At 65.4% G+C, this 24,783-nt stretch carries 24 protein-coding genes and 1 riboswitch; of the genes, 11 read left to right on the plus strand and 13 right to left on the minus strand.

The features are described from left to right. Window positions 1–34 precede the first annotated feature (34 nt). The 3 genes from A9976_RS03825 (at window position 35) to A9976_RS03835 (ending at window position 3,996) form a co-directional block, all read left to right on the plus strand. Complete coding sequence (locus tag A9976_RS03825; protein WP_183017884.1) at window positions 35–2,248, plus strand: TonB-dependent siderophore receptor; 2,214 nt, start codon at window positions 35–37, stop codon at window positions 2,246–2,248. Window positions 2,249–2,278: 30 nt separating this feature from the next. Next, window positions 2,279–2,689, plus strand: a complete 411-nt coding sequence (locus A9976_RS03830) for a cupin domain-containing protein (protein ID WP_183017885.1) — start codon at window positions 2,279–2,281, stop codon at window positions 2,687–2,689. A gap of 65 nt (window positions 2,690–2,754) precedes the next feature. Beyond that, entirely contained in the window at window positions 2,755–3,996 is a 1,242-nt protein-coding gene (locus A9976_RS03835) for a RhtX/FptX family siderophore transporter (RefSeq protein ID WP_409049532.1), read from the plus strand. Here A9976_RS03835 and A9976_RS03840 read toward each other — a convergent pair. From A9976_RS03840 to lptF, 7 genes are all read right to left on the minus strand, one after another. After that, on the minus strand, window positions 3,993–6,212 hold the full coding sequence (locus A9976_RS03840) for a TonB-dependent siderophore receptor (protein ID WP_259649095.1): 2,220 nt from the start codon (window positions 6,210–6,212) through the stop codon (window positions 3,993–3,995). The two genes, A9976_RS03835 and A9976_RS03840, sit on opposite strands and share 4 nt — an antisense overlap. A gap of 77 nt (window positions 6,213–6,289) precedes the next feature. Continuing rightward, window positions 6,290–7,237 carry a helix-turn-helix transcriptional regulator gene (locus tag A9976_RS03845; RefSeq protein ID WP_183017888.1) on the minus strand — a complete coding sequence of 316 codons (948 nt, stop codon included), beginning with the start codon at window positions 7,235–7,237 and terminating at the stop codon, window positions 6,290–6,292. Between the two features lie 84 nt (window positions 7,238–7,321). After that, complete coding sequence (locus A9976_RS03850; RefSeq protein WP_183017889.1) at window positions 7,322–8,488, minus strand: pyridoxal phosphate-dependent aminotransferase; 1,167 nt, start codon at window positions 8,486–8,488, stop codon at window positions 7,322–7,324. Between the two features lie 58 nt (window positions 8,489–8,546). Then, on the minus strand, window positions 8,547–9,488 hold the full coding sequence (locus A9976_RS03855) for a CysB family HTH-type transcriptional regulator (protein ID WP_183017890.1): 942 nt from the start codon (window positions 9,486–9,488) through the stop codon (window positions 8,547–8,549). Window positions 9,489–9,552: 64 nt separating this feature from the next. Beyond that, complete coding sequence (locus A9976_RS03860; protein WP_183017891.1) at window positions 9,553–9,966, minus strand: sirohydrochlorin chelatase; 414 nt, start codon at window positions 9,964–9,966, stop codon at window positions 9,553–9,555. A 10-nt stretch (window positions 9,967–9,976) separates the two neighbouring features. Further along, a complete protein-coding gene (gene lptG, locus A9976_RS03865; protein WP_183017892.1) occupies window positions 9,977–11,086 on the minus strand; it encodes an LPS export ABC transporter permease LptG in 1,110 nt (369 codons plus the stop codon). Beyond that, complete coding sequence (lptF, locus tag A9976_RS03870; RefSeq protein ID WP_183017893.1) at window positions 11,086–12,213, minus strand: LPS export ABC transporter permease LptF; 1,128 nt, start codon at window positions 12,211–12,213, stop codon at window positions 11,086–11,088. Before lptF ends, lptG begins: the two co-directional genes overlap by 1 nt. 23 nt (window positions 12,214–12,236) lie before the next feature. On the opposite strand from lptF, the gene A9976_RS03875 reads away from it, so the two are divergent. From A9976_RS03875 to A9976_RS03885, 3 genes are read left to right on the plus strand one after another with little or no spacing between them, the layout of a single operon-like run. Continuing rightward, window positions 12,237–13,814: a leucyl aminopeptidase gene (locus tag A9976_RS03875; RefSeq protein ID WP_183017894.1), complete on the plus strand. Its 1,578-nt coding sequence runs from the start codon at window positions 12,237–12,239 to the stop codon at window positions 13,812–13,814. A 45-nt stretch (window positions 13,815–13,859) separates the two neighbouring features. Next, on the plus strand, window positions 13,860–14,291 hold the full coding sequence (locus tag A9976_RS03880; protein ID WP_183017895.1) for a DNA polymerase III subunit chi: 432 nt from the start codon (window positions 13,860–13,862) through the stop codon (window positions 14,289–14,291). Between the two features lie 3 nt (window positions 14,292–14,294). After that, a complete protein-coding gene (locus A9976_RS03885) occupies window positions 14,295–15,128 on the plus strand; it encodes a hypothetical protein (RefSeq protein ID WP_183017896.1) in 834 nt (277 codons plus the stop codon). Between the two features lie 41 nt (window positions 15,129–15,169). Here A9976_RS03885 and A9976_RS03890 read toward each other — a convergent pair whose 3' ends face one another. Further along, a complete protein-coding gene (locus A9976_RS03890) occupies window positions 15,170–16,186 on the minus strand; it encodes a D-2-hydroxyacid dehydrogenase family protein (RefSeq protein ID WP_183017897.1) in 1,017 nt (338 codons plus the stop codon). Window positions 16,187–16,374: 188 nt separating this feature from the next. On the opposite strand from A9976_RS03890, the gene A9976_RS03895 reads away from it, so the two are divergent. Together A9976_RS03895 and A9976_RS03900 are read left to right on the plus strand one after the other, a co-directional pair. Continuing rightward, entirely contained in the window at window positions 16,375–17,067 is a 693-nt protein-coding gene (locus tag A9976_RS03895; protein WP_220808497.1) for an Arm DNA-binding domain-containing protein, read from the plus strand. 799 nt (window positions 17,068–17,866) lie between these two features. Further along, complete coding sequence (locus tag A9976_RS03900; protein ID WP_310889365.1) at window positions 17,867–18,406, plus strand: hypothetical protein; 540 nt, start codon at window positions 17,867–17,869, stop codon at window positions 18,404–18,406. A gap of 55 nt (window positions 18,407–18,461) precedes the next feature. Here the strand turns inward: A9976_RS03900 and A9976_RS03905 are convergent, their stop codons facing one another. Beyond that, window positions 18,462–18,908 (minus strand): hypothetical protein, encoded by a 447-nt coding sequence (locus A9976_RS03905; protein WP_183017898.1) that lies wholly within the window; start codon window positions 18,906–18,908, stop codon window positions 18,462–18,464. Window positions 18,909–19,420: 512 nt separating this feature from the next. Next, window positions 19,421–20,230 carry an IPTL-CTERM sorting domain-containing protein gene (locus tag A9976_RS31840; RefSeq protein WP_183017899.1) on the minus strand — a complete coding sequence of 270 codons (810 nt, stop codon included), beginning with the start codon at window positions 20,228–20,230 and terminating at the stop codon, window positions 19,421–19,423. Between the two features lie 208 nt (window positions 20,231–20,438). Between A9976_RS31840 and A9976_RS03915 the strand changes: the two genes are divergently transcribed. Beyond that, the gene (locus tag A9976_RS03915; protein WP_183017900.1) at window positions 20,439–20,720 is read left to right on the plus strand and encodes a hypothetical protein; all 282 of its coding nucleotides are present in this window, start codon (window positions 20,439–20,441) and stop codon (window positions 20,718–20,720) included. An 85-nt stretch (window positions 20,721–20,805) separates the two neighbouring features. Here A9976_RS03915 and A9976_RS03920 read toward each other — a convergent pair whose 3' ends face one another. The 3 genes from A9976_RS03920 to A9976_RS03930 all read right to left on the minus strand — a co-directional run bounded on the left by A9976_RS03920 (window position 20,806) and on the right by A9976_RS03930 (window position 23,380). Next, the gene (locus A9976_RS03920; protein WP_183017901.1) at window positions 20,806–21,789 is read right to left on the minus strand and encodes a hypothetical protein; all 984 of its coding nucleotides are present in this window, start codon (window positions 21,787–21,789) and stop codon (window positions 20,806–20,808) included. A 749-nt stretch (window positions 21,790–22,538) separates the two neighbouring features. Continuing rightward, window positions 22,539–23,069, minus strand: coding sequence for a DUF4124 domain-containing protein (locus tag A9976_RS03925; protein ID WP_183017902.1), 531 nt, complete (start codon window positions 23,067–23,069; stop codon window positions 22,539–22,541). Between the two features lie 107 nt (window positions 23,070–23,176). Continuing rightward, entirely contained in the window at window positions 23,177–23,380 is a 204-nt protein-coding gene (locus A9976_RS03930; RefSeq protein ID WP_183017903.1) for a hypothetical protein, read from the minus strand. Window positions 23,381–23,490: 110 nt separating this feature from the next. Continuing rightward, window positions 23,491–23,554: riboswitch (Fluoride riboswitch) on the plus strand. Window positions 23,555–23,635: 81 nt separating this feature from the next. Between A9976_RS03930 and crcB the strand changes: the two genes are divergently transcribed. Both crcB and A9976_RS03940 read left to right on the plus strand, forming a co-directional pair. Beyond that, on the plus strand, window positions 23,636–24,022 hold the full coding sequence (crcB, locus tag A9976_RS03935; RefSeq protein ID WP_183017904.1) for a fluoride efflux transporter CrcB: 387 nt from the start codon (window positions 23,636–23,638) through the stop codon (window positions 24,020–24,022). Window positions 24,023–24,200: 178 nt separating this feature from the next. Further along, window positions 24,201–24,758, plus strand: a complete 558-nt coding sequence (locus A9976_RS03940) for an ATP-binding protein (RefSeq protein ID WP_183017905.1) — start codon at window positions 24,201–24,203, stop codon at window positions 24,756–24,758. Window positions 24,759–24,783: the final 25 nt, after the last annotated feature.

Below are 24,783 nucleotides of genomic sequence, written 5' to 3' on the forward strand. Positions count from 1 at the left end.
GAGATTGGTTCTCATTTGAAATTCGGGAGGAGTGATGGATTCATCGTCAATGAAAGCGGCGCGGCCCCTGGTGTTGCGCCCCTTGCCACTGGCCCTGTGCCTGGCCTTTGCCGCGGGCGGGTCGGCCCGGCTGCATGCGGAAACGCAGGCCGTTGATGCAGGCGAAGCACGCGCACTGCGCGAAGTACGCGAAGTACGCGATGCAGGCAGCGCGCCTGAAGCAGCCGCACTGCCGGGGGTCACGGTCCGCGCCAGCGCAGTCACCGGCACGGGGGTGGACAAGCTGGGCCAGAGCCTGCGGGAAATCGCCCAGTCGGTCACGGTGATCGGGCAGGAGCGCATGCGCGAGCAAAACCTCTACAGCCTGGACGACGTGATGCAGAACGCCCCCGGTGTCACCGTGCAGCCCTTCCAGCTGCTGACCACGGGCTACTACCAGCGCGGCTTCAAGATCGATTCGTTCCAGCAGGACGGCGTGCCCATTCTCATGGGCAACACGGCCAGCCCGCGCATGGACATGGCCATGTACGAGCGCGTGGAGATCGTGCGCGGCGCGGCAGGCCTGCTGCATGGCACGGGCAATCCTGCCGCCACCGTCAACCTCGTGCCCAAGCGGCCCACGCGGGAGTTTGCCGGCAGCGCGGGGCTGACCCTGGGAAGCTGGGGCCGGCGCCGCGCCGAGGCCGATGTCGGCGGCCCGCTCAATGCCTCGGGCAGCCTGCGTGCCCGCGTGGTGGCCACGCAGGAGGAGCGTGACTTCTTCTACGACGTGGCTGGCGAGCGCACCGGCAATCTCTACGCCATTGCCGAGCTGGACCTGGCGCACGGCACCACGGTGCACGCCGGGGTGCACCACCAGCGCATACGCTCCACCACCAACATGGCGGGCGTGCCTTTCTATGCAGACGGCCGCGATGTGGGCCTGCCGCGCAGCACCTATCTGGACGCGGCCTGGGACCGCTTCGACTGGAACACCACGCGCAGCTTTGCCGGCATCGAGCATGCCTGGGGCAACGGGTGGCAGGCCAGGCTCAACCTCAATCACCTCTCCGGCGATTCCGAGTTGCTCTATGCCGGGGCCAACGGCGCCGTCAATCCCGCCACGGGCCTGGGCGGGCGACTCACGGGTGCGGCCTACCGCTTCGATGACAGCCAGACCAGCGTCGATGCCTTTGCCAGCGGCCCGGTGCAGCTGTGGGGGCGCACGCACGAGCTGCTGGCCGGCTTCAACCACCAGCGCACGCGCAGCACGCAATGGGCCGCCTCCATCCTCAATCTGCCGCAAAGCCCGGTCGATGTCTGGAACTGGAATCCGCACGGCGTGCCGCAGCCCCTGGTCGGCAGCTATTCCACGCGCGGCCCCACCGAGACGCGGCAGAGCGGCCTGTACGGCATGGCGCGGCTGCAGCTGGCCGACCCCTTGAAGCTGGTGCTGGGCGGGCGCTTCACGCGCTGGGAGCAAGAGGCGGGCGGCGCAGGCGGAGCCGCCAGCCGCGTGCGCACGCGCATGGGCACACAGTTCACCCCCTATGCAGGCCTGGTGTACGCGCTCAGCCCGCAGTGGAACGCCTATGCCAGCCATGCGCGCATCCTCCAGCCGCAGAGCAGCTACACCTATGCCGGTGAACTGCTGGACCCGGTACAGGGCAACAACCTGGAGGCCGGCATCAAGGGCGCACTGCTGGGCGGCCGCCTGAACCTGGGCCTGGCGCTGTTCGAGATCCGGCAGAAGAACCGCGCCCAGGCCGATCCGGCCCATCCCTGCGTGGGCAATGCCTGCTGGTACATCGCCACCGGCGAGGTGCGCAGCCGGGGACTGGAGGCCGAGATCGAAGGCCAGCTCCACCGCGACCTGCGCCTGAGCGCCTCCTACACCTGGAACCGCACGCAGTACCTGCGGGACGCGCAGAACCAGGGCCTGCCCTTCGCCAGCTTCACGCCGCGCCACATCCTGCGCCTGTGGGCCAACTACCAGGTGCCCGTGGCCGAGCGCCGCTTCAGCATCGGCCTGGGCCTGCGTGCGCAAAGCGACTTCTACAACCAGGCGCAGGGCGTGACGCTGCGGCAGGGCGGCTACGCGCTGGCCAGCCTGCGCCTGGGCTGGCGCATCAACCGCCAGCTCACGGCGGCCCTGCAGGTGGACAACCTGACGGACCGCCGCTACTACCAGAGCCTGTCCGGCACGGGCTGGAACAACCGCTATGGCGAGCCGCGCAGCGCCACGCTCAGCCTGCGCGCCCAGTTCTGAGACCCCGCTTCACCATCGATGGAACACACCATGGACAAGAACGCCCATTCCCTCATCGCCCGGCCGCTGGCGCAGGCCAGCCACCTCATCGGCCTGTGCGCCCCTTCGCAGGTGCGCGTGCTGGGCCCGCACGAAAAGCTGGACCCGGCCAGCGACTGGATCATCGGCATCAAGCCTTTCAGCGACGGAGCCTCGCTGCATGACGGGCACTGGGAGCGCCATCCCGTCGGCGACGAAGTGCTGTGCCTGCTGGACGGCGAAGTGCGCGTGCTGCTGCGCCCGCAGCGGCGCGGGCAGGAGGCGCCGGTTCTGGAACTCTCGGCAGGCCAGATGCTGGTCGTGCCGCGCGGCTGCTGGCACCGGCTGGAAGCGGTGCAGCCGGGCCGCCTGATGTTCATCACGCCCGCGCGTGGCAGCGAGCACGAGAAGGTGCAGCCATGAGCGTCCCCATGAATCATGCCGGCAGTGCCCCTGTGGTCCAGCCGCCGGGTCTGCATGCCTGGCTGATGGTTGCCGGCCTGTACCTGACCCAGGGCATGCCCCTGGGTCTGGCCATGGACGCCGTACCCACGCTGCTGCGCAGCGAAGGCGCCCAGCTGGGGGCGTTGGCCTTCCTGCCCCTGGTGGGCCTGCCCTGGGTGCTGAAATTCCTGTGGGCCACACGCGTGGACAACCGATGGTCGGCCCGCCTGGGGCGCCGTCGCAGCTGGATCCTACCCATGCAGGCCCTGGTGCTGCTGTGCCTGGCGGCATCGGCTGCGCTGGGCATCACGCTGCAGACGGCGCCGGCCATCGTGGCGCTGGCGGCCCTGGGTTCCCTGGCCAGTGCCACGCAGGACATTGCCACGGACGGGCTGGTGGCCGAGCATTTCAGGGGCCGTGGTCTGGCTGGCGCCAATGCGCTGCAGGTGGGCGGCACCATGGTGGGCTTCTTCGTGGGCGGGGCCGGCAGCATGGTGCTGGCGGGCTTGCTGGGCCAGCGTCTGGCGCTGGCGGCCCTATGCCTGCCCGTGGCCTTCAGCCTGCTGCTGGTGGCGCTGTGGCGTGAGTCGGCTGCGCTGCAGGGCCTGTGCAGCCGGCCGGGCGTTCGCCGGCCGCCAGCCCGTCTCAAGGCCTTTGTGCAGCGCTCCGGCGCCTGGCCGCTGGTGGCGGCAGCCGTGCTGTCGTCCATCACGGCCGTCAGCGGCTTTGGCCTGGCCAAGCTGTTTCTCGTGGACGCAGGCTGGCCGGTCGAGGCCGTGGGGCGCGTGGGCATGGCGGGCGGTGCGGTGACCGTGCTGCTGGGCTGTGGCGGCGGCGCCTGGCTGGTGGCACGGCTGGGCGCCAGGCCGGCGCTGGCCTGCGGGCTGGTGGCCTGCGCCGCCTCGGCGCTGGGCTGGATGGCCCTGGCCGCAGGCCTGCTGCCGCTGGACATGGGCACTGCCTTTGCGGCCCAGGCGCTGGGGGCGTTTGGAACGGGTGCATCTTCGGTGGCCGTAATGACGCTGGCCATGCGCTTTGCCGGTGCCGGCCCGCAGGCCGGCACCGACATGACCGCCGTGCAAAGCGCCCGCGACACGGGGGAGATTCTGGCCTCCACCCTGGTGACATCGCTGGCGGCGGGCGTGGGCTACGGCGGTGGCTTTGCTGCCGGATTGCTGGCTGCGGCGGTGACGCTGGCCGTCTGCTGGCGCATGCTGGGGCACCTGGGTGGGGCGCAGAGCATCGTTGCCGATGCCGGCGCCGATCCGGTGGCGAAGTCCTCCTAGAAATCCGCCTTCAGGCTCACCGTCAGATTGCGCGGCTCGCCCCACCAGCCCTGGTTGTAGAAGCCGATCTGGCTGTAGTACTGGCGGTCCAGCAGGTTGTTGAGCTGAACGCTGGCCGACCAGGTGGGGTCGATGCGGTAGTGGGCCGAGAGGTTGACCACCAGGTAGCTGCCCTGGCCGACCTGCACGCTCTGGCGCAGCGGGTTGGTCACGTTCTGCCAGATGCGGCTTTGCCAGCGCAGATTGCCGCCCAGGCTCAGCCCCTGCAGCGCACCCTCGAAGCTGCGCATGGCCGTGAGCTTGACCAGGCTGCGCGGGTGCGTGGTGTTGAAGGCGGCGCCGCTGGCGCTGCGCGCCGTGTAGTGGGTGTAGCTGGCGCCCAGGCGCCAGCCTCGCGCCGGCTCCCCGCTGAGTTCCAGATCGATGCCGCGCACCTGGGCGCCCTTGACGCCGCGATAGGCCTTCTGGTCCGTGGTGCCGTCGATGAACTCGCCCGTGTCCTGCGCCAGATTGTCCTGGCGGGTCTGGAACAGCGCGGCCGAGCCCTGCAGCCGGTCCTGCAGCCAGGAGCCCTTGAGGCCCAGCTCGAAGGCCTGGCCGGTGACGGGGTCCAGGATGCTGCCTTGCTTGTCGCGGTAGTTCTGGGGCGTGAAGATTTCGGTGTAGCTCAGGTAGGCCGTGTGCCGGGTATCGATGTCCCACAGCAGGCCGGCGTAGGGCGTGACCTGGCTGCTGTAGCGGTAGTCGCGCAGGCTGCCGAAGTAGTTCTGGCGCGTGGACCAGCGGCTCAGGCGGGCGCCGGCCACGGCCGTCCAGCCATCGGCCAGCGAGAAACGCCCCACGGCATAGCCGCCGCTTTGGCGCATGCGGCTGTCGTCGCCGCCGTTGGTGACGTCGGACCAGCCGGGCTCGGCCAGGCTGCCGTTGCGCCAGTCGAGGAAGTTGTCCGTGGCAGGCGGCGTGCCCAGCGGTGCGTAGCGGCGGATGTCGATGTCGTCGCGCACATGGTTCCAGCCCACGGCGATTTCATGCTGGCGCCCGAACAGCGCGACCGGGCCGCTGGCCGTGAGGTGGAGGCTGTCGCGCGAGCGGTCGCCCCGGTATTTGATGAAGGAGTTGGCCATGCCCAGGCCGGTTGTGGCGTCCGGCGCGCCGCCCCGGTAGACGTAGCGCATGTCGTAGTTGCCATTGTTGCGGCTGTAGGCGGCGCGCAGCAGCCAGCGGTTGTCCAGGCGGTGGGTCAGGTCCAGCGTGGCCGTGGTGTTCTCCGTGCCGAAATGCGACCAGCGCGTGTTGTTGGACACCGAGCGGTCGAAGTCCGTGCGGCTGCCGTCCGCATGGAACAGCGGAAAGCCGGCGCCCATGCCGGGGCTGGTGTTCTTCTGGTATTCGAGGCTGGTCACGAGCCGGGTGGCGGGCGTCAGGGCCGCGCTGACCACGGCGTACAGGCCCTGTTTGCGCTGGCCGAAGTGGCTGACGTAGCTGTCGCTGTCCGATTGCACGGCCACGACGCGGCCGCGCACGCGGCCTTCGCGGTCCAGCGGCAGGGACAGATCGGCCTCGGCGCGGCGCAGGTTCCAGCGGCCCAGCGTCAGCGAGGCATGGCCGCCCGCCGTCTCGCGCGGCTGCTTGCGCACGAAGTTCACCGTGGCCGACGGATCGCCCGAGCCATTGAGCAGGCCCGTGGCGCCGCGCACGATTTCGACGCGGTCGTAGAAGGCCGTGTCCATGTCGGTGGCGCCGAAGTTCCACAGGCTGTTGATGGGCGAGGCCAGCCCGTCGAACTGGAAGTTGCTGACGCCAAAGCCGCGTGAGGAAAACTGGTAGCGGTTGCTGTCGCTGCGGCTCACCGACAGGCCGGGGGCGGAAGCCTCCAGCGTCTGCGAGACGGTGAGCTGGCCGGCATCGTCCATCAGCTGGCGCGTGATCACGCTGACCGACTGCGGTGTCTCGCGCGCCGACAACTGCAGACCCGTAGCGGTGCCTGTGGCGGCGCTGGTGTAGCGGGCCGTGCCTTCGGTGGCGCCGGCATCGGCGGTGGCACGCACGGTGACCGTGCCGAGTTCGGTGCCGCTGGTGGTGGTGGGATGCGTGTCCTCATCGGTGGCCCAGGCTGCTGGTGCAGGGGCAGCACACAGGGCGCAGATCAGCAGGGAAAGCGGGTTCCGCGCACCTTGGTGGTGGCGCAGTGCGGGGTTTTGAATGCGAATGCTCATCATTTCCATAATCCTGGGCGAGAGTCCGGATTGTGGGAAATGTGTGCTGTTGCCGCCTGTTCCCGGCGACGCGAAGCCTATGCCTTGCGACGCAGGCTGCCTTGGCTGGGCGCGTGGCCGAAGCGCTGGCGAAAGGCCGTGGCGAAATTGCTGGCGTGCTGAAAGCCCACGCAGTCGGCGGCTTCCTGCACGCTCCAGCCCTGCGCCAGCCGTTCGCGCGCCAGCTGCATGCGGCGTTCGCGCAGCCAGCCGAACACGGTCTGGCCGTAGGCGGCCTGGAATTTTTCGCGCAGCGTGGTCGGGCTCATGCAGGCCAGGCGCGCCAGGTCTTCCAGGCTGTGCGCCTGGCCTGGCGCTGCATCCATGCACTCGCGCACGCGCTCCAGCCCGCGCCTGTCCCGGGGGTGGATGCGCGGCGAGGGCGCAGGCCGCTGCAGCGCACAGGCCAGCACCTGCAGCGCAATGCCTTCGCGGTGCAGCCGGGCCAGGCTGCCGCCCCAGACACCATCGAGCAGCTGGCGCAGCGAGACCGCCAGATGCTCGGGCAGCGCCCAGGCATGCAGCGGCGAACCGGACTGCCGCATGGCCTGGTGCAGCAGCGCGGCCAGCTCTGCATCGGCGCAGGCCTCGGGCGCCTCGATGGACAGGTTGAAGCCGCGCACCCTCTGGCCTGCCGCGTGGGTGGCCTTGAGAACCTCGGTGTCGCCGCAGGAGAATGCCGCTGCGGCATGGCGCGTCACGTTCAGCGCCCGGCGGGCGCCCGGCAGCTGCAGCTCGGCCTGGCCGTCGAGCAGGACCACGGCGGTAAAGCGCCGCGGGTGCTCGGACGTGGATTCATAGCCGTGGTTGATGCGGATGTCGGAGCTGACCAGTTGCAGGCCCGAGGGCAGCTGGTGCTCCTGCACCTGGCCTTCGAAGATGCAATCGTTTTCGGAGACGGCGGAGAGAAAGCGCACGCTGAAACCGTGGCGCTGGCGCATGGCGTCGAGCTGCACCGCGGTGTAGTGCTGGGAAGAGGAGGGCATGGGTGAGCGGAGTAAAAGGCCCGCAGCCGGATTCGAGAATGCTTCTCATTATCCAGGCTCTGCAGGCCCGCTCGCCGAGAGGCCTCAGAGTCTGCGCAGCCGATCCAGTGCCGCGCGCAGCGTGCTGTCCTGCTTGGCAAAGCAAAAGCGCACCACGCGCTGGTCGAAGCCGTCGCCATAGAAGGCCGACAGAGGGATGGCAGCCACGCCATGCTCCCGGACCAGCCATTGGCAGAACGCGGCTTCGTCCAGGTCCGACACGGCCGAGATGTCGGCGCAGACGAAGTAGGTCCCCGCCGTGGGCAGCAGGCGCAGGCGCGAGCCTTCCAGGCCCTGGCAGAACAGGTCGCGCTTGGCCTGGTAGAAGGCGGGCAGCTGCAGGTAGGGCGCAGGGTCGGCCATGTAGCTGGCCAGGCCCGCCTGCATGGGCGTGTTGACGGTGAAGACGTTGAACTGGTGGACCTTGCGGAACTCGGCCGTGAGCGCGGCCGGCGCGGCGACGGTGCCCACCTTCCAGCCCGTGACATGGTAGGTCTTGCCGAAGCTGGAGACGATGAAGGCGCGCGCCGCCAGGCCGGCAAAGCGCGCGGCGCTCTGGTGCTGGCGGCCGTCGTAGACCATGTGTTCGTAGACTTCGTCGCTGATCAGCAGCACGTCGGTGGGCGCCAGCAGTTCCTGCAGCTGCAGCATCTCGGCATCGCTCCAGATGGTGGCGCTGGGGTTGTGCGGGCTGTTGATGATCAGCAGCCGGGTGCGAGGCGTGATGGCGGCGGCAATTTTGGCGAAGTCGGGCTTGAAGCTGCCCGGCGTCAGCGGCACGCGCACGGGCACGCCGCCGGCCAGCTCGATATTGGGCACGTAGCTGTCGTAGCAGGGGTCGAGCACGATGACCTCGTCGCCCGCATGCACGGTGGCCAGGATGGCGGTGAGGATGGCCTGCGTGGCGCCTGCCGTGACCGTGATCTCGGTGCCCGCGTCGTAGCGGCGGCCGTACAGCGCCTCCATCTTGTCGGCCATGGCCTGGCGCAGCTGCGGCAGGCCGGGCATGGGCGGGTACTGGTTGTGGCCGGCCTGCATGGCGGCCGTGACGGCATCGACCAGCCTGTTGTCGCAGCCGAAGTCGGGGAAGCCCTGGCCCAGGTTCACCGCCTGGTGTTCGGCGGCCAGCGCCGACATGGTGGTGAAGATGGTCGTTCCCACATGGGGCAGGCGGCTGGGGAAGGCGGGCGTGCGGGGCGTGGCAGAGGTCATGGCGTAGGCGGCGGAAAGCGGGAACGGGCCCGCGCTACGGGCCCGTTGGGGCGGAGGATCAGAGTTCGTAGTCGTGCACGTGGCCGGTCATGGCGCGCATGATCAGGTCACGCGTCAGGCGGTCGCTGAGCAGTTCGGCGAATCGGTAGACGAAGTTGCGCAGATAGGCGCCGCGCTTGATGGCCACGCGCGCCACGCTCTGGCCGAACAGATGGCCCATGGGGCGCACCACAAGATCGTTGACCGGATCGTCGCGCATGGCCATCTCGGCCACGATGCCGATGCCCAGGCCCAGGCGCACATAGGTCTTGATCACGTCGGAGTCAATGGCCTCCAGCACGATGCGCGGACGCAGCCGGCGCGTGGCGAAGGCCTGGTCGATCTTGCCGCGCCCGGTGAACGAGGGGTGGTAGGTGATCAGCGACTCATGGGCGATGTCGTCCAGCGTGATGCGCTCTTTCTGCGCCAGCGGATGGCCCGTGGGCATGACCAGCACATGCTGCCATTCGTAGCAGGGCAGGGTGACGAGATCGGGATAGTCGGCCAGGGACTCGGTGGCCATGCCGATGTCGGCCACTTCGTCTATGACCATGCGCGCCACCTCGGCCGGCGTGGCCTGGTGCAGGCTGATGGTGACCTTGGGGTACAGGTCGCGCAGCCGTGCCACGGCGGGCGGCAGCACGTAGCGGGCCTGGGTGTGGGTGGTGGCAATCGACAGCGTGCCGCTGTCCTGGGCGCTGTACTGCTCGCCGATGCGCTTGAGGTTGCCGATCTCGCGCATGATGAGTTCGATGCTCTTGAGCACCTCCAGGCCGGGCTCGGTGATGCGCTTGAGGCGCTTGCCGTGGCGCGCGAAGATGTCGATGCCCAGCTCCTCCTCCAGCTCGATGATGGCCTTGGAGACGCCGGGCTGCGAGGTGTGCAGGGCCTTGGCCGCCTCGGTGAGGTTGAGGTTGCGGCGCGCCGCTTCTTGGACGAATCGGAATTGGTGCAGGTTCATGGCGATGACAGCTGGGTGCAGCGCGCCATTATGCTGCATTTATATAAAGAAGCGATTCGTTATTTCAGCCTCCTGGCCTGCCGGAAGGTTCCATGGCCCCTAGCGCCAGCTCTGCCAGCAGGGCCGTGACACGTGGATGCTCGCCGACGGCCGGCTCCAGGTCCACGGCCACCTGCGGGTGGGTGTCGCGGATCTCCTGCACCAGCTTCGGGATGTCCTCGCGCGCATGCTTGCCCGTGCCCAGGAACAGGGGCAGCACGGTGATGCGCGTGGCGCCCGCCTCGACCAGTCCGCGCGCGGCGGTGGGCAGGTCGGGCGCACAGGCTTCCAGGTAGGCGCAGGCGGCCAGGGATTGGGGATGCGTCTGCTGGACGGCCTTCAGCACGGCCTCGATGGGCTGGCGCCACAAGGCGTCGCGCGAGCCGTGTGCCAGCAGGATCAGTCCGGTCCTGCCGGCAGATGTTGTCTCGTTTTGCATGGCAACGGTCCTAGCGGCGCAGCACAAGCCAGGTGAAGGCGGTCAATGAAAGAAGGCTGTAGAGCAGGCCCGGCGCCGCAGCCGTCAGCCAGGGCGACCAGGTCTGCAGCGTCCCGATGTAGCCGAACACGTTGTTCAGCAGGAAGAAGCTGATGCCGGCCATCACACCGCCGAACACATAGGCCGCGATGCCGCCCGAGCGGAAGTGCAGATAGGCGAAGGGCAGGGCCAGCACCACCATCACCAGGCAACTCATGGGATAGAAGACCTTGCGCCAGAACTCGATCTCGTACTTCTGCGCGGCCTGGCCGTTGGCCTCCAGGTGGCGCACGTACTGGAACAGCGAGATGGTGGACATGCGGTCGGGCTTGAGCAGCGCGGCCGAGACCATTTCGGCGCTGATGCCGGTCTTCCAGGCCAGGCTGTCCTTCTTCTCGCGCAGCAGCACCATGCCTCCGTCGGCCTTGGCCGTCAGGCGACTGGCCTCAACGTCCTGGAGCATCCAGGATTCGCCATCCTCGCTGACCTGTGCCGCCTGTGCATGGATCTGGGCCGAGATGCGGCCCTGGCCGTCAAAGTCGAAGATGCGCACATTGGAGAAATCGCCGGGCCCGCGGATGGCGCGCACATTGATGGCGATGGAATGATCGCCCTGGCGCTCCTTCAGCCAGGCACCCGTGGCACCGCGTGACAGCTGGGCCAGGTGGATGGCGCGGATATTCTGGCCCGCGTTCTCGGCCGCCGGCGCCAGGTAGTCGCCCGTGCCGAAGGTGGCCAGCACAAAGCCCAGGCCCAGCACCATCAGCGTGCGCAGCGCCAGCCAGGGGCCCATGCCGCTGGTGCGCATGATGGTGAACTCCGAACTCTGGGCAAAGCGCGCCATCACGTAGATGGTGCCGATCAGCACGGTGATGGGCATCAACTCGTACAGGTGGCTGGGGATGCGCAGCACCACGAAGAGCAGGGCGTGCGTGATCTGGTAGCCGTTGTCGCCGCCGCGCCCGACCCAGCGCAGCTCATCGACCAGATCGAAGAAGAAGAACAGCGCCAGGAAGGCCAGCGTCACATAGCTGACGGCCGCGATGATGTCGCGGTACAGCAGGTTTCTCAGAACTCTCATCAGGGCACCGCCTTTGCGTCGTCCAGGGCAGTCGGCTTGCAGGGCCTGCGCCACAGGTCGCGCGGCGACCAGCGCTTGTGCCGGGCCAACAGCACCAGCAGTGCCAGCAGCAATGTTCCACCATGCAGCAGGGCCGTCATGGCGGGCATGCTCAGTTTGCCCGAGGCCACCCAGTTCTCGCCCAGCGTCATCAGGTTGTAGTACACGATGAAGGCGAACAGCGCGAGCATGAGGCTGCCGCTGCCACCAGCGCGCGGGTTCACGCTGGCCACGGCCAGGCCCAGGATCACAAAGTTCAGTGCCGCCAGCGGCAGGCCTATGCGCCAGCCCAGCTCCGCGCGGTAGATGGGTTCGGTGCGCGGCAGCAGCTCATGCGTGTAGGTGCTGCGCGCGGCCATTTCCTCGGCAGCCGCCAGGTTGCTGCCGCTGCCGATCTGCGTGCCGTACTCCTTGAATTCGCTGATCTTCACCGAGCTGTCGCTGGTCTGCGTCTCCATGCGCTGGCCATCGGTGAGCACGGCCATGCGCTCGCCCTTTATCACTTCCAGCCGCGCGCCGCGTGCCGAGGTCACGGACTCGCGCCCGCGCTCATTGGCCACGATGAACACATTGTTGGCAGCGGTGGCGCTGGGCACGTCCTTGTCGATGAAGAACACGCGCGATCCGCCCGCAGACTCCTGGAACTCGCCGGGGGCGATGCGATCGATATCGCTGCGTTGCTCGAACTGGGTCTTGATCTGCTCGATCTGCTGGTTGGCCCAGGGCAGGATGCCCAGGCCCAGCACGGCGATCACGGCCAGCACCGGCCAGGCAAAGCGCAGCAGCGGGCGCAGCAGGCTGGCCAGGCCCTGGCCTGCGGCGAACCAGATCACCATCTCGCTGTCGCGGTACATGCGAGACAGCGAGCCGACCACGGCCACGAAAAGCCCCAGGCCCAAAATCGTGGGCAACTGGCCAAGCACCGTATAGCCCATGACCAGCAGAACGTCGGAAGGGCTGACATTGCCCTTGTAAGCCTGGCCCAGCGTGCGGATCAGCATCATGGTCATGACGACCGTGATCAGCACCACGACCGTGGCACCGAAGCTGCGGGCCAGCTCTTTGCGTATGGATGAATCGAATAACATTGGCTGAAAGGAAAACGCCGATTATGAACTTTGAACTGAAGCCGTTGACGACTGCCGCAGCAGTACGTGAAAAGTGTGACCTGTTGTTGGTGCTGGTGACCGAAGCCACGGCCACGGGCAGCGACGCGCTGTCCACCCTGGTCGCACACGCGGTCAAGGCCGGAGATTTCGAAACGGCAGCCGGCAAACAGCTGGCACTGTACGGCCTGCCGGCCGTCGCCGCCCGCCGCGTCGTGCTGCTGGGCGCGGGCAGCGGCTCGGCGCGGGAAGTGCGCCAGGCCGTGGCCGGCGCAGGTGCCGCGCTCAAGGCGACCGGCGTTGGCAAGGCCTTGCTGTGCTTTGGCTTCGATGCGGCAGGTCCTGCCGTTGCGGCCGCCGTTCTGGCGGCGGCCGATGCCTGCTACAGCTATACCCACACCAAGCCGCAGGCCAAGCCCGTGGCGCTCAAGAAGCTGGTGATTGCCGCAGCCGTCAAGGCGGGCGACAAGAATGCCGTTGCCGACGCTTTCAAGACCGCCGTGGCCCAGGCCGAAGGCATGACCCTGGCACGCGAATGGGCCAATCGCCCCGCCAACCACGCCACGCCCACCTTGCTGGCTGACGCGGCCCGCGCCCTGGCCAAGCTGCCCGGCATCAGCTGCAAGATCCACGGCCCCGCCGAAGTCGCCAAGCTCGGCATGGGCGCCTTCATGGCCGTGGCCCAGGGATCGGAGCAGCCGCTGCGCTTCATCGAACTGCACTACAACGGCGGCACCAAGGGCGCCGCGCCCGTGGTGCTGGTCGGCAAGGGCATCACTTTCGATACCGGCGGCATCTCGCTCAAGCCTGCCGCTGAAATGGACGAGATGAAGTTCGACATGGGCGGCGCCGCCAGCGTGCTGGGCGTGTTCCATGCGCTGTCCCGGCTGCAGCCGGCCGTCAATGTCGTCGGCCTCATTCCTGCGTCCGAGAACATGCCCGGCGGCGCTGCCGTCAAGCCGGGCGACGTGGTCACCAGCATGAGCGGCCAGACCATAGAAATCCTCAACACCGATGCCGAAGGCCGCCTTGTTCTCTGCGATGCGCTGACCTACGCCGCCCGCTTCAAGCCCCGCGCCATGGTGGATATCGCCACGCTGACCGGCGCCTGCGTCATCGCCCTGGGCGGGCTGCGCAGCGGCATGTTCTCGCCCAGCGACGAACTGGCCCGCGCGCTGGAGCAGGCCGGCGATGCGGCGCTGGACCCCTGCTGGCGCATGCCGCTGGACGAGGAGTACGGCGAAGGCCTCAAGAGCAATTTCGCCGACATGGGCAATGTGGCTGGCCGCGCGGGTGGCGCGGTCACGGCAGCCAAGTTCCTGCAGCGCTTTGTGGGCGACATCCCCTGGGCCCACCTGGATATTGCCGGCACGGCCTGGAAGAGCGGCGCAGCCAAGGGCGGTACAGGCCGCCCGGTGGGCCTGCTGCTGCACTATCTGCTGGCCGGCATCGATGCCGGCAAGGCGCAGGCCAGGGCTGCCGCACCCAATAAAGCTGCTGCACCCAAGAAGCCTGCGCCACCCAAGGCAGGATCTGCCGGCCGCCGCAAGGCTGCAGTTGCTGTCCAGCCGGAGCAGGCATGAGCGCATCGTCCCCGTCAGCCCGGGCCTGTTTGAAGGGAGCATCGCTTGACTGAAGTGGCGTTCCATTTCAACGCGCCCGACAAGCTGGCCTACGTCTGCCGTCTGGCGCGCAAGGCGCTCAGGCACCGCACGCAACTGGTGGTGCTGGGGGCGCCGCCGCTGCTCAAGGCCTTGTCGCCCAGGCTGTGGAGTGTCTCTCCCACCGACTTTCTGGCCCATGCCGGCGAAGGCGATGGGGCTGGCATCATGGCCTTCTCTCCCATCGTGCTGCTGGAGCGACTGGACGGCGCGCCGCACCACGACATGCTGGTCAACCTGTGCGGCGAAGTACCCGAAGGATTCGAGCACTTCGCGCGTGTCGTCGAAGTGGTTTCCGCCACCGACGAGGAAGACCGGCACCTGGCCCGGCAGCGCTGGAGGCACTATGCGGCCCAGGGCATTTCCATCAAGCGCCATGACCTCGTCCTCAAGGAGTAAGCCATGAGCGCTCCTCCCTCCAAAACCCCGCCGCGCTTTGTTCCCACGCTCACCGATGTCGTTGCGGTGGATGCGGTGCAGGTGCCGGCTCAGGCACAGGTTCAGGCGATCGAGTCCCCGGCACCCCCGGTGTCCGAACTGCCGCTGACGGGCGAAGCGACGCCCTGGGCCAGCGAAGGCATGCTGGCGCCACGGCGTGGCGTGGTCACCCTGCCTGCGTCCCTGCCGCCGCTGCCGCAGGACCTGGAGCCCCAGCGGCCCATGGTCACCACCGGGCAGGCTGCACCCGAGGAAATGCCGACGCCTGCAATGCAGCCCGTGCTCTCGGACTATCTGCCGCCCAGCGCCCCGTCCGTGGAAATGCAACTGGCCCAGGAAGGCCGTCTGGCCGAAGTGGCTGATGTGGCAGGTGCGGCAGGTGTGGCAGGTGTGGCCTCAGCGGGCGACATGGCACCGGCCCGGGAAGTGGTCCCAGCCGACCTGGTGGCCCCGGTGGTGCAGGCCGTCGTGGCAGAGGCGGCTGCCGGGCCGACGCCGGCTTCCCCCGCCATGCCGGCAGCAGCCCCCACCATGGAGTCCATCTGGGACAGCCATGCGCAGCAGGTCACCGAGGAATATCTGGTCCATCGCCTCATGCAGCGTGTGGACCTGGTGCTGGACCAGCGCCTGCGCGACGCCATTGCCACCGTGGTTCAGCAGCAGACACGGTCCATCGTCGTGCGTCTGCGCGAGGAGGTGGAATCCGTCGTGCGCCAGGCCGTCTATGAGGCGGTGGCCGATGAATTGGCCTTTCGCGCCACGGCAGCACGCGGTGATTCGGGCCAGGGCGGCCGTTGAGTGGAGGGGTGGGTGACGCCAGCCCCCGCCTGATCCGGTCGTCAGCCTGCGCGAGCCGGCCCTGAGAACACCTCGGGATTGAGGATGTTGCTGGGCTGCCCCGCAACGAAGTTCACCACATTGTCGAAGGCTGCGCGAAAGTACAGTTCGTAGCTGTCCTGCTCCACGTAGCCGATGTGCGGCGTGCAGATGCAGTTTTCCAGCCGCAGCAGCGCATGGCCCTGGAGAATGGGCTCGCTCTCGAACACGTCCACGGCCGCCAGGCCTGGCCGGCCTCGGTTGAGCGCGCCCAGCAGGGCATCGGCCTCCACCAGCTCTGCGCGCGAGGTGTTCACGAACAGGGCGGTGGGCTTCATGCGTGCCAGATCCTGCGCCGTGACGATGCCGCGTGTGGCCTCATGCAGGCGCAGATGCACGGACAGCACGTCCGATTCGGCAAAGAAAGCCTCGCGCGAGTCCGCCGCCGCGAAGCCATCGGCCTGCGCCTTCTGGCGCGAGCTTTCGCTGCCCCAGACCAGAACCTGCATGCCGAAGGCATGGCCGTAGTGCGCCACCAGCCGTCCAATGCGGCCATAGCCCCAGATGCCCAGCGTGCGCCCGTGCAACACGCTGCCCAGTCCGAAATTCGCAGGCATGGACGCAGCCTTGAAGCCCGATTGCTGCCATGCGCCGTGCTTGAGGTTGGCGATGTACTGCGGCAGCCGCCGCGTGGCCGCCATGATCAGCGACCAAGTCAGCTCGGCCGGCGCAATGGGCGAACCCACGCCCTCGGCAATCGCAACGCCCTGGTCGGTACAGGCCTGAACATCGATATGGGCGCCGGCCTTGCCGGTCTGCGCGATCAGCTTCAGGCGCGGAAGCTTTTCCAGCAGCTGCCGGCTGATCTGCGTGCGCTCGCGGGTCAGCACGATGATGTCCGCATCGCGCAACCGCACCGACAACTGGCCCACGCCCTTGACGGTATTGGTGAAGACCTTGGCGTTGAAGGGCTCCAGCAGACGAGCACAGTCCAGCTTGCGCACGGCATCCTGGTAGTCGTCAAGAATGATGATGTTCATTGCCTGTGAATCTGTCATAAGCCTTTGATTTATCTCCGGTTTGCCGCGCAAGATGTTGTCGGCAAACGATTTATTCCATTCCTGCGCTGGCCTGGGTGCATCATCTGCACTTGCCTGGACTCGTCTGCACTTCACCGCTAGGTATAGGTTTTGTGTAGGTTCTTCCGGTATTCAAGGCGTAGCTTCAGATGTTATTTGACGCGCGTGCAGCCAAGGCCCTAAAGCAGGGCGAACACATTGTCGTACAAGGTTGCCCAGGCTTGGGGCTCGAAGCAACTGCCAGCACGAAATCATGGACCTATCGTTACAGAAGCTTGGCGGATTCCGCAAAGCTCAAGCAGGTCAAGCTTGGCCAGTGGCCAGCCATATCGCCAGCCCAGGCTTCAGCCGAATGGCAGGCAGCACGCGACCTGCTTGAGCAGGGAAGAGATCCAGCAGACGAGCGAAAGCTGGCGCGCAAGGCTTTGGCGCAACCGGTTGCACAGGTTTACACATTGGCCAGGCTGGTGGACGACTATGCCGCCCGGTATCTCATGGTCAGCCGGGAGGCCAGGGGTGCCCGCAACATCGAGCAGCGTCTGCGCAATGCGATCTCGGGACGGGAGTCGACATCCGTGGCCGAGGTGGGCCGCTCTTTCGTCTACGGCGTCATTGAAGGTCTGGCCGACCGCCCCGTGTTGGCAAAGTCCGTGAAGACGGAGATGGCAGCTGCATGGCGCGTGGGGCTGGAGTCGGGGCGAATTCCGGACGGCATGCCCAACTGGTGGGCGGAACGCACGTCCCACAAGCTTCGCAGCAAAGGGGCAGTGCGAGATGGAAAACACAAAGGCACCAGCAAACGCGTTCGGGCACGCCCAGGTCCAGCGCCTTCTCGGTGGTGATGCCGTGGATGTCGGCCACTTCGTCGGGGATGGTCCAGCCGTCGGGCTTGACGATGACGTCGATGCTGGAGAATGTGGCGCGGGTGTCGAAGGCCGAGCGGACCGGGCGTGCGCTCGTGGAACCAGTCCGTGGGCGTCGTGAAGACAGCGGCGCGCTGCAGCTTCTGCATTGCGCGTGCCCTGTCTTCATCTGCCGCAGCGGAGCGGCGGCCCATCTCGTTCTCCCAGCGCTCCGCATCCGCGCAGGGGTTGGCGGTCATCAGCATGGCTGAATCTCCTGTGGTGATGGTTGGGGCCGCTGCGGGCCGGGAATGAAAAAGGCCCTGCAACTGGTGAAGCTGCAGGGCCTTGGAAGAAAAATGCCGATGCCTTGTTGGCGTGCCCGGGGAAGGGATTTGAGAGGGAGGGAGGAGAAGTCTCCCGGGCTCGGCGGAATCTGGAGATGCAGTATGGGGGCTGATTCTTAAGAAATGCTTTACGGCTTGTAAAGAAAGTGCAGGGCTTCCACCTGCTGCGGCTTGCGAGGCCTCTGCGACCCCGTGGCCAGGGGGTGGATGATGGCATGCCGTGTAAGCCCCGGCTTTCCTCTATCGACGGTGGCTAGACTTTCACTGCTTGCAGGCGGGCAAATGCCTGTCACGATTTGCCATCAAGGGTGCTGGCTGGCCCCTGCAGATACCGCCCGCAGCGCACTTTCGGGGCGGGCCACTCCAAGGCGCGTGTCCACCAGTCAGCATTCTTGATGGCCCCGGCGCGAGGCCGGGTGCAGCATTCATGCAGAACCGGCGCCAGGCCGAGCGTGCGCTTTGCCTGGAGGGTCAGCCATGAGCCCGATCTGGATTGCCATGTGGTGGTACTGGTGGAGGGGTGGGCGGTGATCCCCGGGCTCTACACCCATCTGGCCGCCGCAGCAGTGGCTGCCTTCCTCGCCTGGAGCTACCAGGGCGCGCGCCTGGGCGCCGAGCTGGCCGAGGCCCGGCTGGAAACCACCACCCAGCAGTTGGCCACCAGCACCGCGCAGCGCGCGGCCGACGCCCGCGTGCGCAGCGCTGAGCAGACCATGAACACCAAATACCAAGGAGCCCTCATGCCGCCCGTGACCGCGAGGCGCTGCTGCGCCGTGATCTTGACCAGTTGCGTGCTGTTTCTGACGGCCTGCGCGAGCAATCCGCAGATGCCGCCCGCCGACTTGCCAGCGCTCCCCCCGCCGACGTCCTTGAGTACGCCACTGCCGTCAACGCCGTATACGACGACTGCCGCGCAGCGTATGCGGACATGGCAGCAAAAGCTGCAGGGCACGCAGCTGATGTCCAAACCCACCGGGACGCCTGGCCTGTGATTCATGCTGCCAGCTGGTCAGTGACAGGAGGCAGCCCTTCATTACTGATGGGCCATCAGGAGGTCAGTGCCGGACTTTGGACCGGCGAGAGTACGCGATTCTTGCTGATTTGCAATTCTTGTATAGCTTCCAGAACTTGACCTTCCTCCATTTCGGCTATCCGCAGAAGGAAAGCCTGGTTGTGCTCTTTTACCCAAGCCAGCGGGAGTTCCCACCATGCCAATTCTTGGAGTGCCTCCCGTACTTTTTCAGGGAAACGGAAGCGGATCAGGCGCGCGGGTGAGCCCGCGTAGATGCCATAGGCTTCGGTCTTAAAGTTCGGGGGAATGAGAGTGCGAGCACCGATCACGCAGCCGTTCTCGATGTGGCTGCCCCCCATGAACATGGCCTCATCGCCGATCCAAATGTCATTCTTCAGAACAGTGTCGCCATACTGCGGCATTGGCAAGCTCTGCAGCCCCTGGCCTAGGGTTGCAAAAATGCAGGTTGAGATGCTGTTCATTTCGTGTTGGCCGTTCAGCAGGAAGCGCAGTCGTAGCCCTCCTGCGACGTACCGCCCAACCCTTAGTGCTTGGTGATTTCCGTCGTACTTAACCAAGGAGCCGACACCAAGGCCTGTTCCGCGACCGATGTGGCCTGCTTCCAGCCGAGCAGCTGGCCGAACTGAAGGCCGAGGGGTAGAGCGTCTGTCCGCCCTCGGCGATGTTGATTTTTTCCAGGGCCGATGTAGGCGCCCAAACGCAACAAAAACCCTCAGCACCTATGAGGGCGCCGAGGGGCTTGACGTTTCAGTGCATCGAACTGCCGGCAGGGCAATTTGTGGCCGGCCGACAGCACGAGGCACGAGAGCTCAGTACGCCTCAACCTGCACAGCCGTACTCCAGAAGTTGGCAGACCGAGGTGCAGACATCGCACGAGCGACTGATGGCCACGCCGTTGACGCAGCGCTAATGCGGGATGTCTGGTCTGTGATCCCGTAGAAATGAAAAAAGCCACCTTTGGGTGGCTTTTGCTTCAGTATTGACGGCTGCGTATCCTTGCGGTACCGAACATGGCCAGAAGAGACGACAGAGCAATGATGCCCCATTCAGAGAGGGTGGGGACAGGTGCAGTTACAGGTTGTGCTGCAACAAAGGTCATCGTGACACGGCCAGCGCCGCCGACGCCCCCTGTAAAGCCAGCTACGTTGGAGCCACCGCCGCCCCCGCCGCCCGGAAAGCCTCCTGCAGCTCCTATGCCAGTACCCACTGTCTCGCCTCCATTGCCGCCGTTGCCCCCTCCAGTGCCTACCACTGCACTGGCGCCATTTGCACCACTGGTTCCCGACCCACCACCGCCGCCGCCTCTGAGGTTCAACGCGCCATTTCCGCCTGAAAATGCTGTTGCTGCGGTTGCAGTGCAACTACCGGGAGCGCCTCCAAGCCCGCCTACGCCCGCCGAAATACCTTGTCGGCCTCCGTCCGCATTAAGGCCTGAGATGCCGCTGCCAGTGACGGAGGAAGAGCCACCATTGCCTCCGCTGGTTCCGGGCGCTCCGAAGGCCCCGCCAACACCGACACTCACTGTCAGCGTACTACCCGCAGTAACCGCAAAGGTTGCGCGGCAGTACGCACCACCCCCGCCACCTCCACCGCCCGACAAACCTGCACCGCCTCCGCCTCCGCCTCCGCCCCACGCTTCGATTGTGACGCCTGTCACATTGGCCGGCACCTCACAGGTTCCTGTCACGTTTTCGCCATTTATGCAGACTGCCGCGTGAGCCGAAAAGCCAGCTGCCAGTAGCGCAACAAGCCCTATGGTTTGAATTTTTCGCTGAAGAATCATTGGTTATTTTCCTTCTGTTTGTGTTTTCTGTAACGTATAGTAATGGTTTTTGGGCGGTGTGAACGATGCACGCTAATGCGTGGCGTGTCTTTTATTGAAAACTGGTATTCGAGATGACGCATCCGAGACTAGCCGCTGCGACTGTGGGAACGACTTTGCGCGGTTGGATCTCCCTGCCTAACGGTGTTTCAAGCATGCTGGCCAAGCTATGCTCCACATCGACAAGGAAGAGCCGGGCCTGCACGGGATGCGTGTGCTCTGTGGCCGCGACGAGGTCGCAGAGTTTCAGGCGGCCACCATTTCTGGAGCCATCAGGGACTGCGTTGTCTGCACGCTCCCAGGCCTCGACGGCTTCCGCATCTGGTACGGCCATATCGTCATCGGCACGACGCCGCTCTACGCCATGCGCTACGAGGCCGAGACGCTGGCGCAGCGGCTAGTGGCCCTGGATTCCCAGTTCGGCGGGAAGGGGGAGCGCAGCCCGAGCTAGCTTGGTCGGACCTGAAATCCGAGCAAGTTGACAGCTCGATGTCAGCCTGGGTAGGCGATTTCCAGAATTCCGCTGACGTCTTCCTTCACTTGCGCACGCCCGCATCCAGTTCCGTGTCCTGGGAAAGGCGCACACTGACGCCCTGGTATGCACCAAAATCGAAGTCATAGACCTTGCAATCGGCATCGAACAGATTGGTGTGTGAAATGATCAGGCCGGACTTGCTTGTTATCCTCAATCCGACGCCAATCTGGAAAATATCACTCGTATCGCATACGAAAAGCGCCTGCGACAGAATGTCCCAGTTGGCGGAGGCCACCGATGAGAAGTCGCGGATCGGAAAACCTCGTGCCATGGCATCGGGCCCCTTGTCCACAAGATCGTCATCCTTGTTGAAAACTGCGGAGTCCGTCTTGGTCAACCGATAGACATGCCTCACGAATTTTCCATCGCTGAGATTGTTGATGGAAATATCCTTGATGGTCTTGGAAAAGCTGCTGGTGATGCTGACGCCGCCGCTGAGCGACGGCCCCGAAGGATCCACGCCCGGATTGATGTTGTACGCAATGGAACTGCTGACGGTGCCGTCCTCGAGCGTAGACCCCGGGGTGTCCTTGCATATGTCGAACCGGACCCCTTTGCCCGGCTTGCCCTGGAGCGCTTTTTCGTACTCGCTGCGCGAAATGCCTTCGACATCGATTTCCACCTGGACCTCGCGCAGGAACAGCCCCTTCACCCTGGTGTCCTCGTGCAGCGAAAGGGTGCTCACATACTTATCGGTGAACATCTTGCCGTTCTTCGATGCGGCAGCGTGGCTGCCGTCCATGTTCACGAGGACGAAGCACTTGTTCAGCGCCGTGCTGCGATAGACATCGATGCTGGCATTGATTCTGCAATTGGGCACGTAGCCGGCATCTCGCTTGGCCTGGTCCAGCAGCGTGACTTGAAGCCATTTTGCTTCGTATTTCCTTGCAGGCCATGCGTTATACAGCGTCTCTCCATTGGAATCATCCGCGTACATATTAAAGACCTGCGTTGCGCAAGGAGTGGCTTGTGGCAGTTGAGACATAGTGCCCTTTTGAAATGGTAGGTAAGAAGCAGGAGATTCCCAGGCCGGCCGCAGAAATGCCGGAAAGTCATTCCTTCCGGCGCATTGCCGCGGGCAACCCGTAAATACTAGGCGCCAGGATTGCATGGCTATTGACTCTGTGCTTGGGAAAAATTGACTGTGCGTCCGCGAATGGCGCGGGACAGGCACGCCTGCGGCGTTGGCTGGCCTCGACAGCGGGTGGATTGACCCTGAGGCGGGCGAACTGGTGCCGAACTACACGGCGATCACCTGGCCCGCAGACGGGCACCCAGTGCTCTCGCTGATGCACTGATGAAGCTGCCGCCGCTTGGTGCGCTACGGTCGGGCGCGGAGAAGCCGGGGGAGGAGAGCCTTGCCCGCAGAGCAGCTGCTCGCTTTTAAAATTCAGGAATGAGCGGAAACAGAACCTGACACCCGCTGAATAAGGTGTAGGTTCTGGTGTGGCTTTTGGAGATTACTCTGATAATCAGAGGGAGAAGGCTTCTGCAGGCCAAGGTCGGCTCCGCGCAACCGTATCAGTGGCTTGCACGCTGCAACGTCTTGGAGACGACTATGCCGGGAAGGCTTGGCCGATGGCCGCCTGTTGGCGAAGGCGGTGAAGACCGGGTTGGCGGCGGTCTGAAGAGGCTGCATGGCATGGAGAGAACTCCCGAACATGTTCCCCGCTGATGAGTGGCGCGAGAGGAGTCATGATTTCGCTCGGTATCTGGCAGCTCCGCGCCTGGTTTTCATTGAGAAATTGGGTGCTGAATGGAGTGGGGCGCTCGCGGTGTCCCAATCACTTTCGGCGGCTCCTGCATCAGGGGCGTATTTGAACCGCATGCAGCATTGACACCACTGATCGCGGCATTGGTCCGCATCCGTTTTTCGTCCTGGGAAATGGTGCGAATGCTGGAGACGAATTCCAGTTCCTTGCGCGCCTCCTTGCACTGAAGGGAGGCGCCGAGCTGCTCCGGCGCAGGAGCAGCCGTCTGGCGGGCTTGCTGCTCGATAACACGCTGCTGGCTCTCGATCTGGCGCTGCTGCATTTCGTTCATCTGGCGCTGATACTTTTGTCCATTCGCCTGCGCTGCATCAGCCCGTTCACGGAAGACCTCATCGTCCGATTTTTTGCGCTGTATCAGTGAGCCAGTGTCAGTGCTGCTGCAAGGGCTGTCTGAGAAAGTCGATTTTCCAGAAGCGTCCTTGCATTGAAAGACCTGGGCTGCTGCAGGCAATGCGAAAAGTGCTGTAAAGATTGCTGTGGTCAAGAGTCGCATATGTATATCGATGAATTGATGGACCTGATCGGATCCGAATTGCAGACGAAGAATTGTGCTTTGATCCGTATTCCTGACAATTCGCACCTTGGCTCCAAGCGCCCGCTTCACTCGGCGTCCCGCAAGGCAGCGCGGCGGGCTGCTTCGGCGGTCTCCTGAGCTTGCTTCTCGGCTTGCCTGAAACGTTCTTGTGCCGTGGCCGATGTGCCGTCATGGCCGCCCGCGGCGCGCTCACCGATGTGAATGTTGGAAAGCCTTGCTGTGCCGTACAGCAAAGCCGCTGCAATGATCAGGAGCGCGATGAATTTCATTGTTGCATTGTGCCGCTGGTCCTTTGGGAATGGCCGGCATCTGCGGAGCAATCTCACACCTCTGCCGCTTGACAGGTCCAGAGTAAACTCGCCCCGGCGGCCAGCACTCGCTGCACGATGGGAATGGAGCTTCCCGAAACCGCCTTGCAAAGGGCTGATGGCTCCTGCCTTGGTGGGATGTGTCCTGCCGGTGGCGGGGCCATGTCTTGATCCTGCCCGGCACGCCCGTCCCGGTTATTCGATGAAAGGACGGTCATGGGGTTCTACGGATTCATTCTGGTGTTCGTTGGAGGTGGTCTGGGGTCTGCGCTCAGGCATGGCACGAACTTGCTCGCGCTGCGGCTGGTGGGCAGTGCGTATCCGCTGGGTACGTTGGCGATCAATGTGCTGGGTGCCTTCATGATGGGGGTGGTGGTGGAGTGGTTTGCGCTCAAGACATCGCTGCCGCAGAGTGCGCGGCTGTTCATCACCACGGGCATTCTGGGTGGCTTCACCACGTTTTCGACGTACGCGCTGGAGGTCGGCATGCTGTATGAGCGTGGCGATTGGCTGGCCTCCGTGCTGTATGCGCTGGGCTCGCTGGTACTGGGCGTGGCCGCGCTGTTTGCGGGGTTGGGGCTGGTGCGCATGGTGGCCCATTGAGGCACTGTGATTGCGCTATGCTGTGCGCCATGGCCCGTATGAACGCAACGCAGATTATTCGCACCATCCATTGGATGGTGGGTTAGCCAGCGGCCTTCAACGCCATGCAACCCGCCCAGACGAGGCGGGTTTTTTCATTCCGCCTCCGGGGTTTTCTCATGCCTTTCAGGAGATGGATATGCAGGTTTCCGAACAGTCCCGGCCCCGTTGTGCAAAACATGCCGATGCCACTGTCGCCAACGCGCGGCTTGCCACGCTGCACATGGTCTGCGGCAAGATCGGATCGGGCAAGTCAACGCTGGCGCGGCAATTGGCGTCCGGGCCCGGAACGGTGCTGGTCAGCGAGGATTCCTGGCTGGCCGGCCTGTACCCCGGCGAGATGCAGTCGGTGGCCGATTACGTGCGTTGCAGCGCGCGGCTCAAGGGGTTGATGGGCGCACATGTGCAGGCGCTGTTGAGCACTGGCGTGTCGGTGGTGCTGGACTTTCCGGCCAATACCCTGGAGGGGCGGGGCTGGGCGCGCAGCGTGTTCGAGAAAGTGGGCGCCTCGCACCGCCTGCATTTCCTGGATGTGCCTGACGAGGTCTGCAGGCAGCGCCTGCGGGCGCGCAATGCGGCAGGCGAGCATCCGTTTCAGGCCAGCGATGAGCAGTTCGACCTGATCACGAGCTACTTTGTCGCGCCCTCCGACGAGGAGGGCTTCGACGTGGTGCATCACCCGTATGCGCCCGCCTGAAGCGCCGGTCTGGACGAGACACTTC

This window comes from Delftia sp. UME58, from assembly GCF_014170385.1.
In the GTDB taxonomy this organism is placed as follows: Bacteria; Pseudomonadota; Gammaproteobacteria; order Burkholderiales; family Burkholderiaceae_C; genus Comamonas; species Comamonas acidovorans.

Coding starts and splice junctions, on each gene's coding strand:
- A9976_RS03825 (WP_183017884.1), top strand. CDS start 35: ATGGATTCATCGTCAATGAAAGCGGCGCGGCCCCTGGTGTTGCGCCCC.
- A9976_RS03830 (WP_183017885.1), top strand. CDS start 2,279: ATGGACAAGAACGCCCATTCCCTCATCGCCCGGCCGCTGGCGCAGGCC.
- A9976_RS03835 (WP_409049532.1), top strand. CDS start 2,755: ATGGTTGCCGGCCTGTACCTGACCCAGGGCATGCCCCTGGGTCTGGCC.
- A9976_RS03840 (WP_259649095.1), bottom strand. CDS start 6,212: ATGAGCATTCGCATTCAAAACCCCGCACTGCGCCACCACCAAGGTGCG.
- A9976_RS03845 (WP_183017888.1), bottom strand. CDS start 7,237: ATGCCCTCCTCTTCCCAGCACTACACCGCGGTGCAGCTCGACGCCATG.
- A9976_RS03850 (WP_183017889.1), bottom strand. CDS start 8,488: ATGACCTCTGCCACGCCCCGCACGCCCGCCTTCCCCAGCCGCCTGCCC.
- A9976_RS03855 (WP_183017890.1), bottom strand. CDS start 9,488: ATGAACCTGCACCAATTCCGATTCGTCCAAGAAGCGGCGCGCCGCAAC.
- A9976_RS03860 (WP_183017891.1), bottom strand. CDS start 9,966: ATGCAAAACGAGACAACATCTGCCGGCAGGACCGGACTGATCCTGCTG.
- lptG (WP_183017892.1), bottom strand. CDS start 11,086: ATGAGAGTTCTGAGAAACCTGCTGTACCGCGACATCATCGCGGCCGTC.
- lptF (WP_183017893.1), bottom strand. CDS start 12,213: ATGTTATTCGATTCATCCATACGCAAAGAGCTGGCCCGCAGCTTCGGT.
- A9976_RS03875 (WP_183017894.1), top strand. CDS start 12,237: ATGAACTTTGAACTGAAGCCGTTGACGACTGCCGCAGCAGTACGTGAA.
- A9976_RS03885 (WP_183017896.1), top strand. CDS start 14,295: ATGAGCGCTCCTCCCTCCAAAACCCCGCCGCGCTTTGTTCCCACGCTC.
- A9976_RS03890 (WP_183017897.1), bottom strand. CDS start 16,186: ATGAACATCATCATTCTTGACGACTACCAGGATGCCGTGCGCAAGCTG.
- A9976_RS03895 (WP_220808497.1), top strand. CDS start 16,375: ATGTTATTTGACGCGCGTGCAGCCAAGGCCCTAAAGCAGGGCGAACAC.
- A9976_RS03905 (WP_183017898.1), bottom strand. CDS start 18,908: ATGAACAGCATCTCAACCTGCATTTTTGCAACCCTAGGCCAGGGGCTG.
- A9976_RS31840 (WP_183017899.1), bottom strand. CDS start 20,230: ATGATTCTTCAGCGAAAAATTCAAACCATAGGGCTTGTTGCGCTACTG.
- A9976_RS03915 (WP_183017900.1), top strand. CDS start 20,439: ATGCTCCACATCGACAAGGAAGAGCCGGGCCTGCACGGGATGCGTGTG.
- A9976_RS03920 (WP_183017901.1), bottom strand. CDS start 21,789: ATGTCTCAACTGCCACAAGCCACTCCTTGCGCAACGCAGGTCTTTAAT.
- A9976_RS03925 (WP_183017902.1), bottom strand. CDS start 23,069: ATGCGACTCTTGACCACAGCAATCTTTACAGCACTTTTCGCATTGCCT.
- A9976_RS03930 (WP_183017903.1), bottom strand. CDS start 23,380: ATGAAATTCATCGCGCTCCTGATCATTGCAGCGGCTTTGCTGTACGGC.
- crcB (WP_183017904.1), top strand. CDS start 23,636: ATGGGGTTCTACGGATTCATTCTGGTGTTCGTTGGAGGTGGTCTGGGG.
- A9976_RS03940 (WP_183017905.1), top strand. CDS start 24,201: ATGCAGGTTTCCGAACAGTCCCGGCCCCGTTGTGCAAAACATGCCGAT.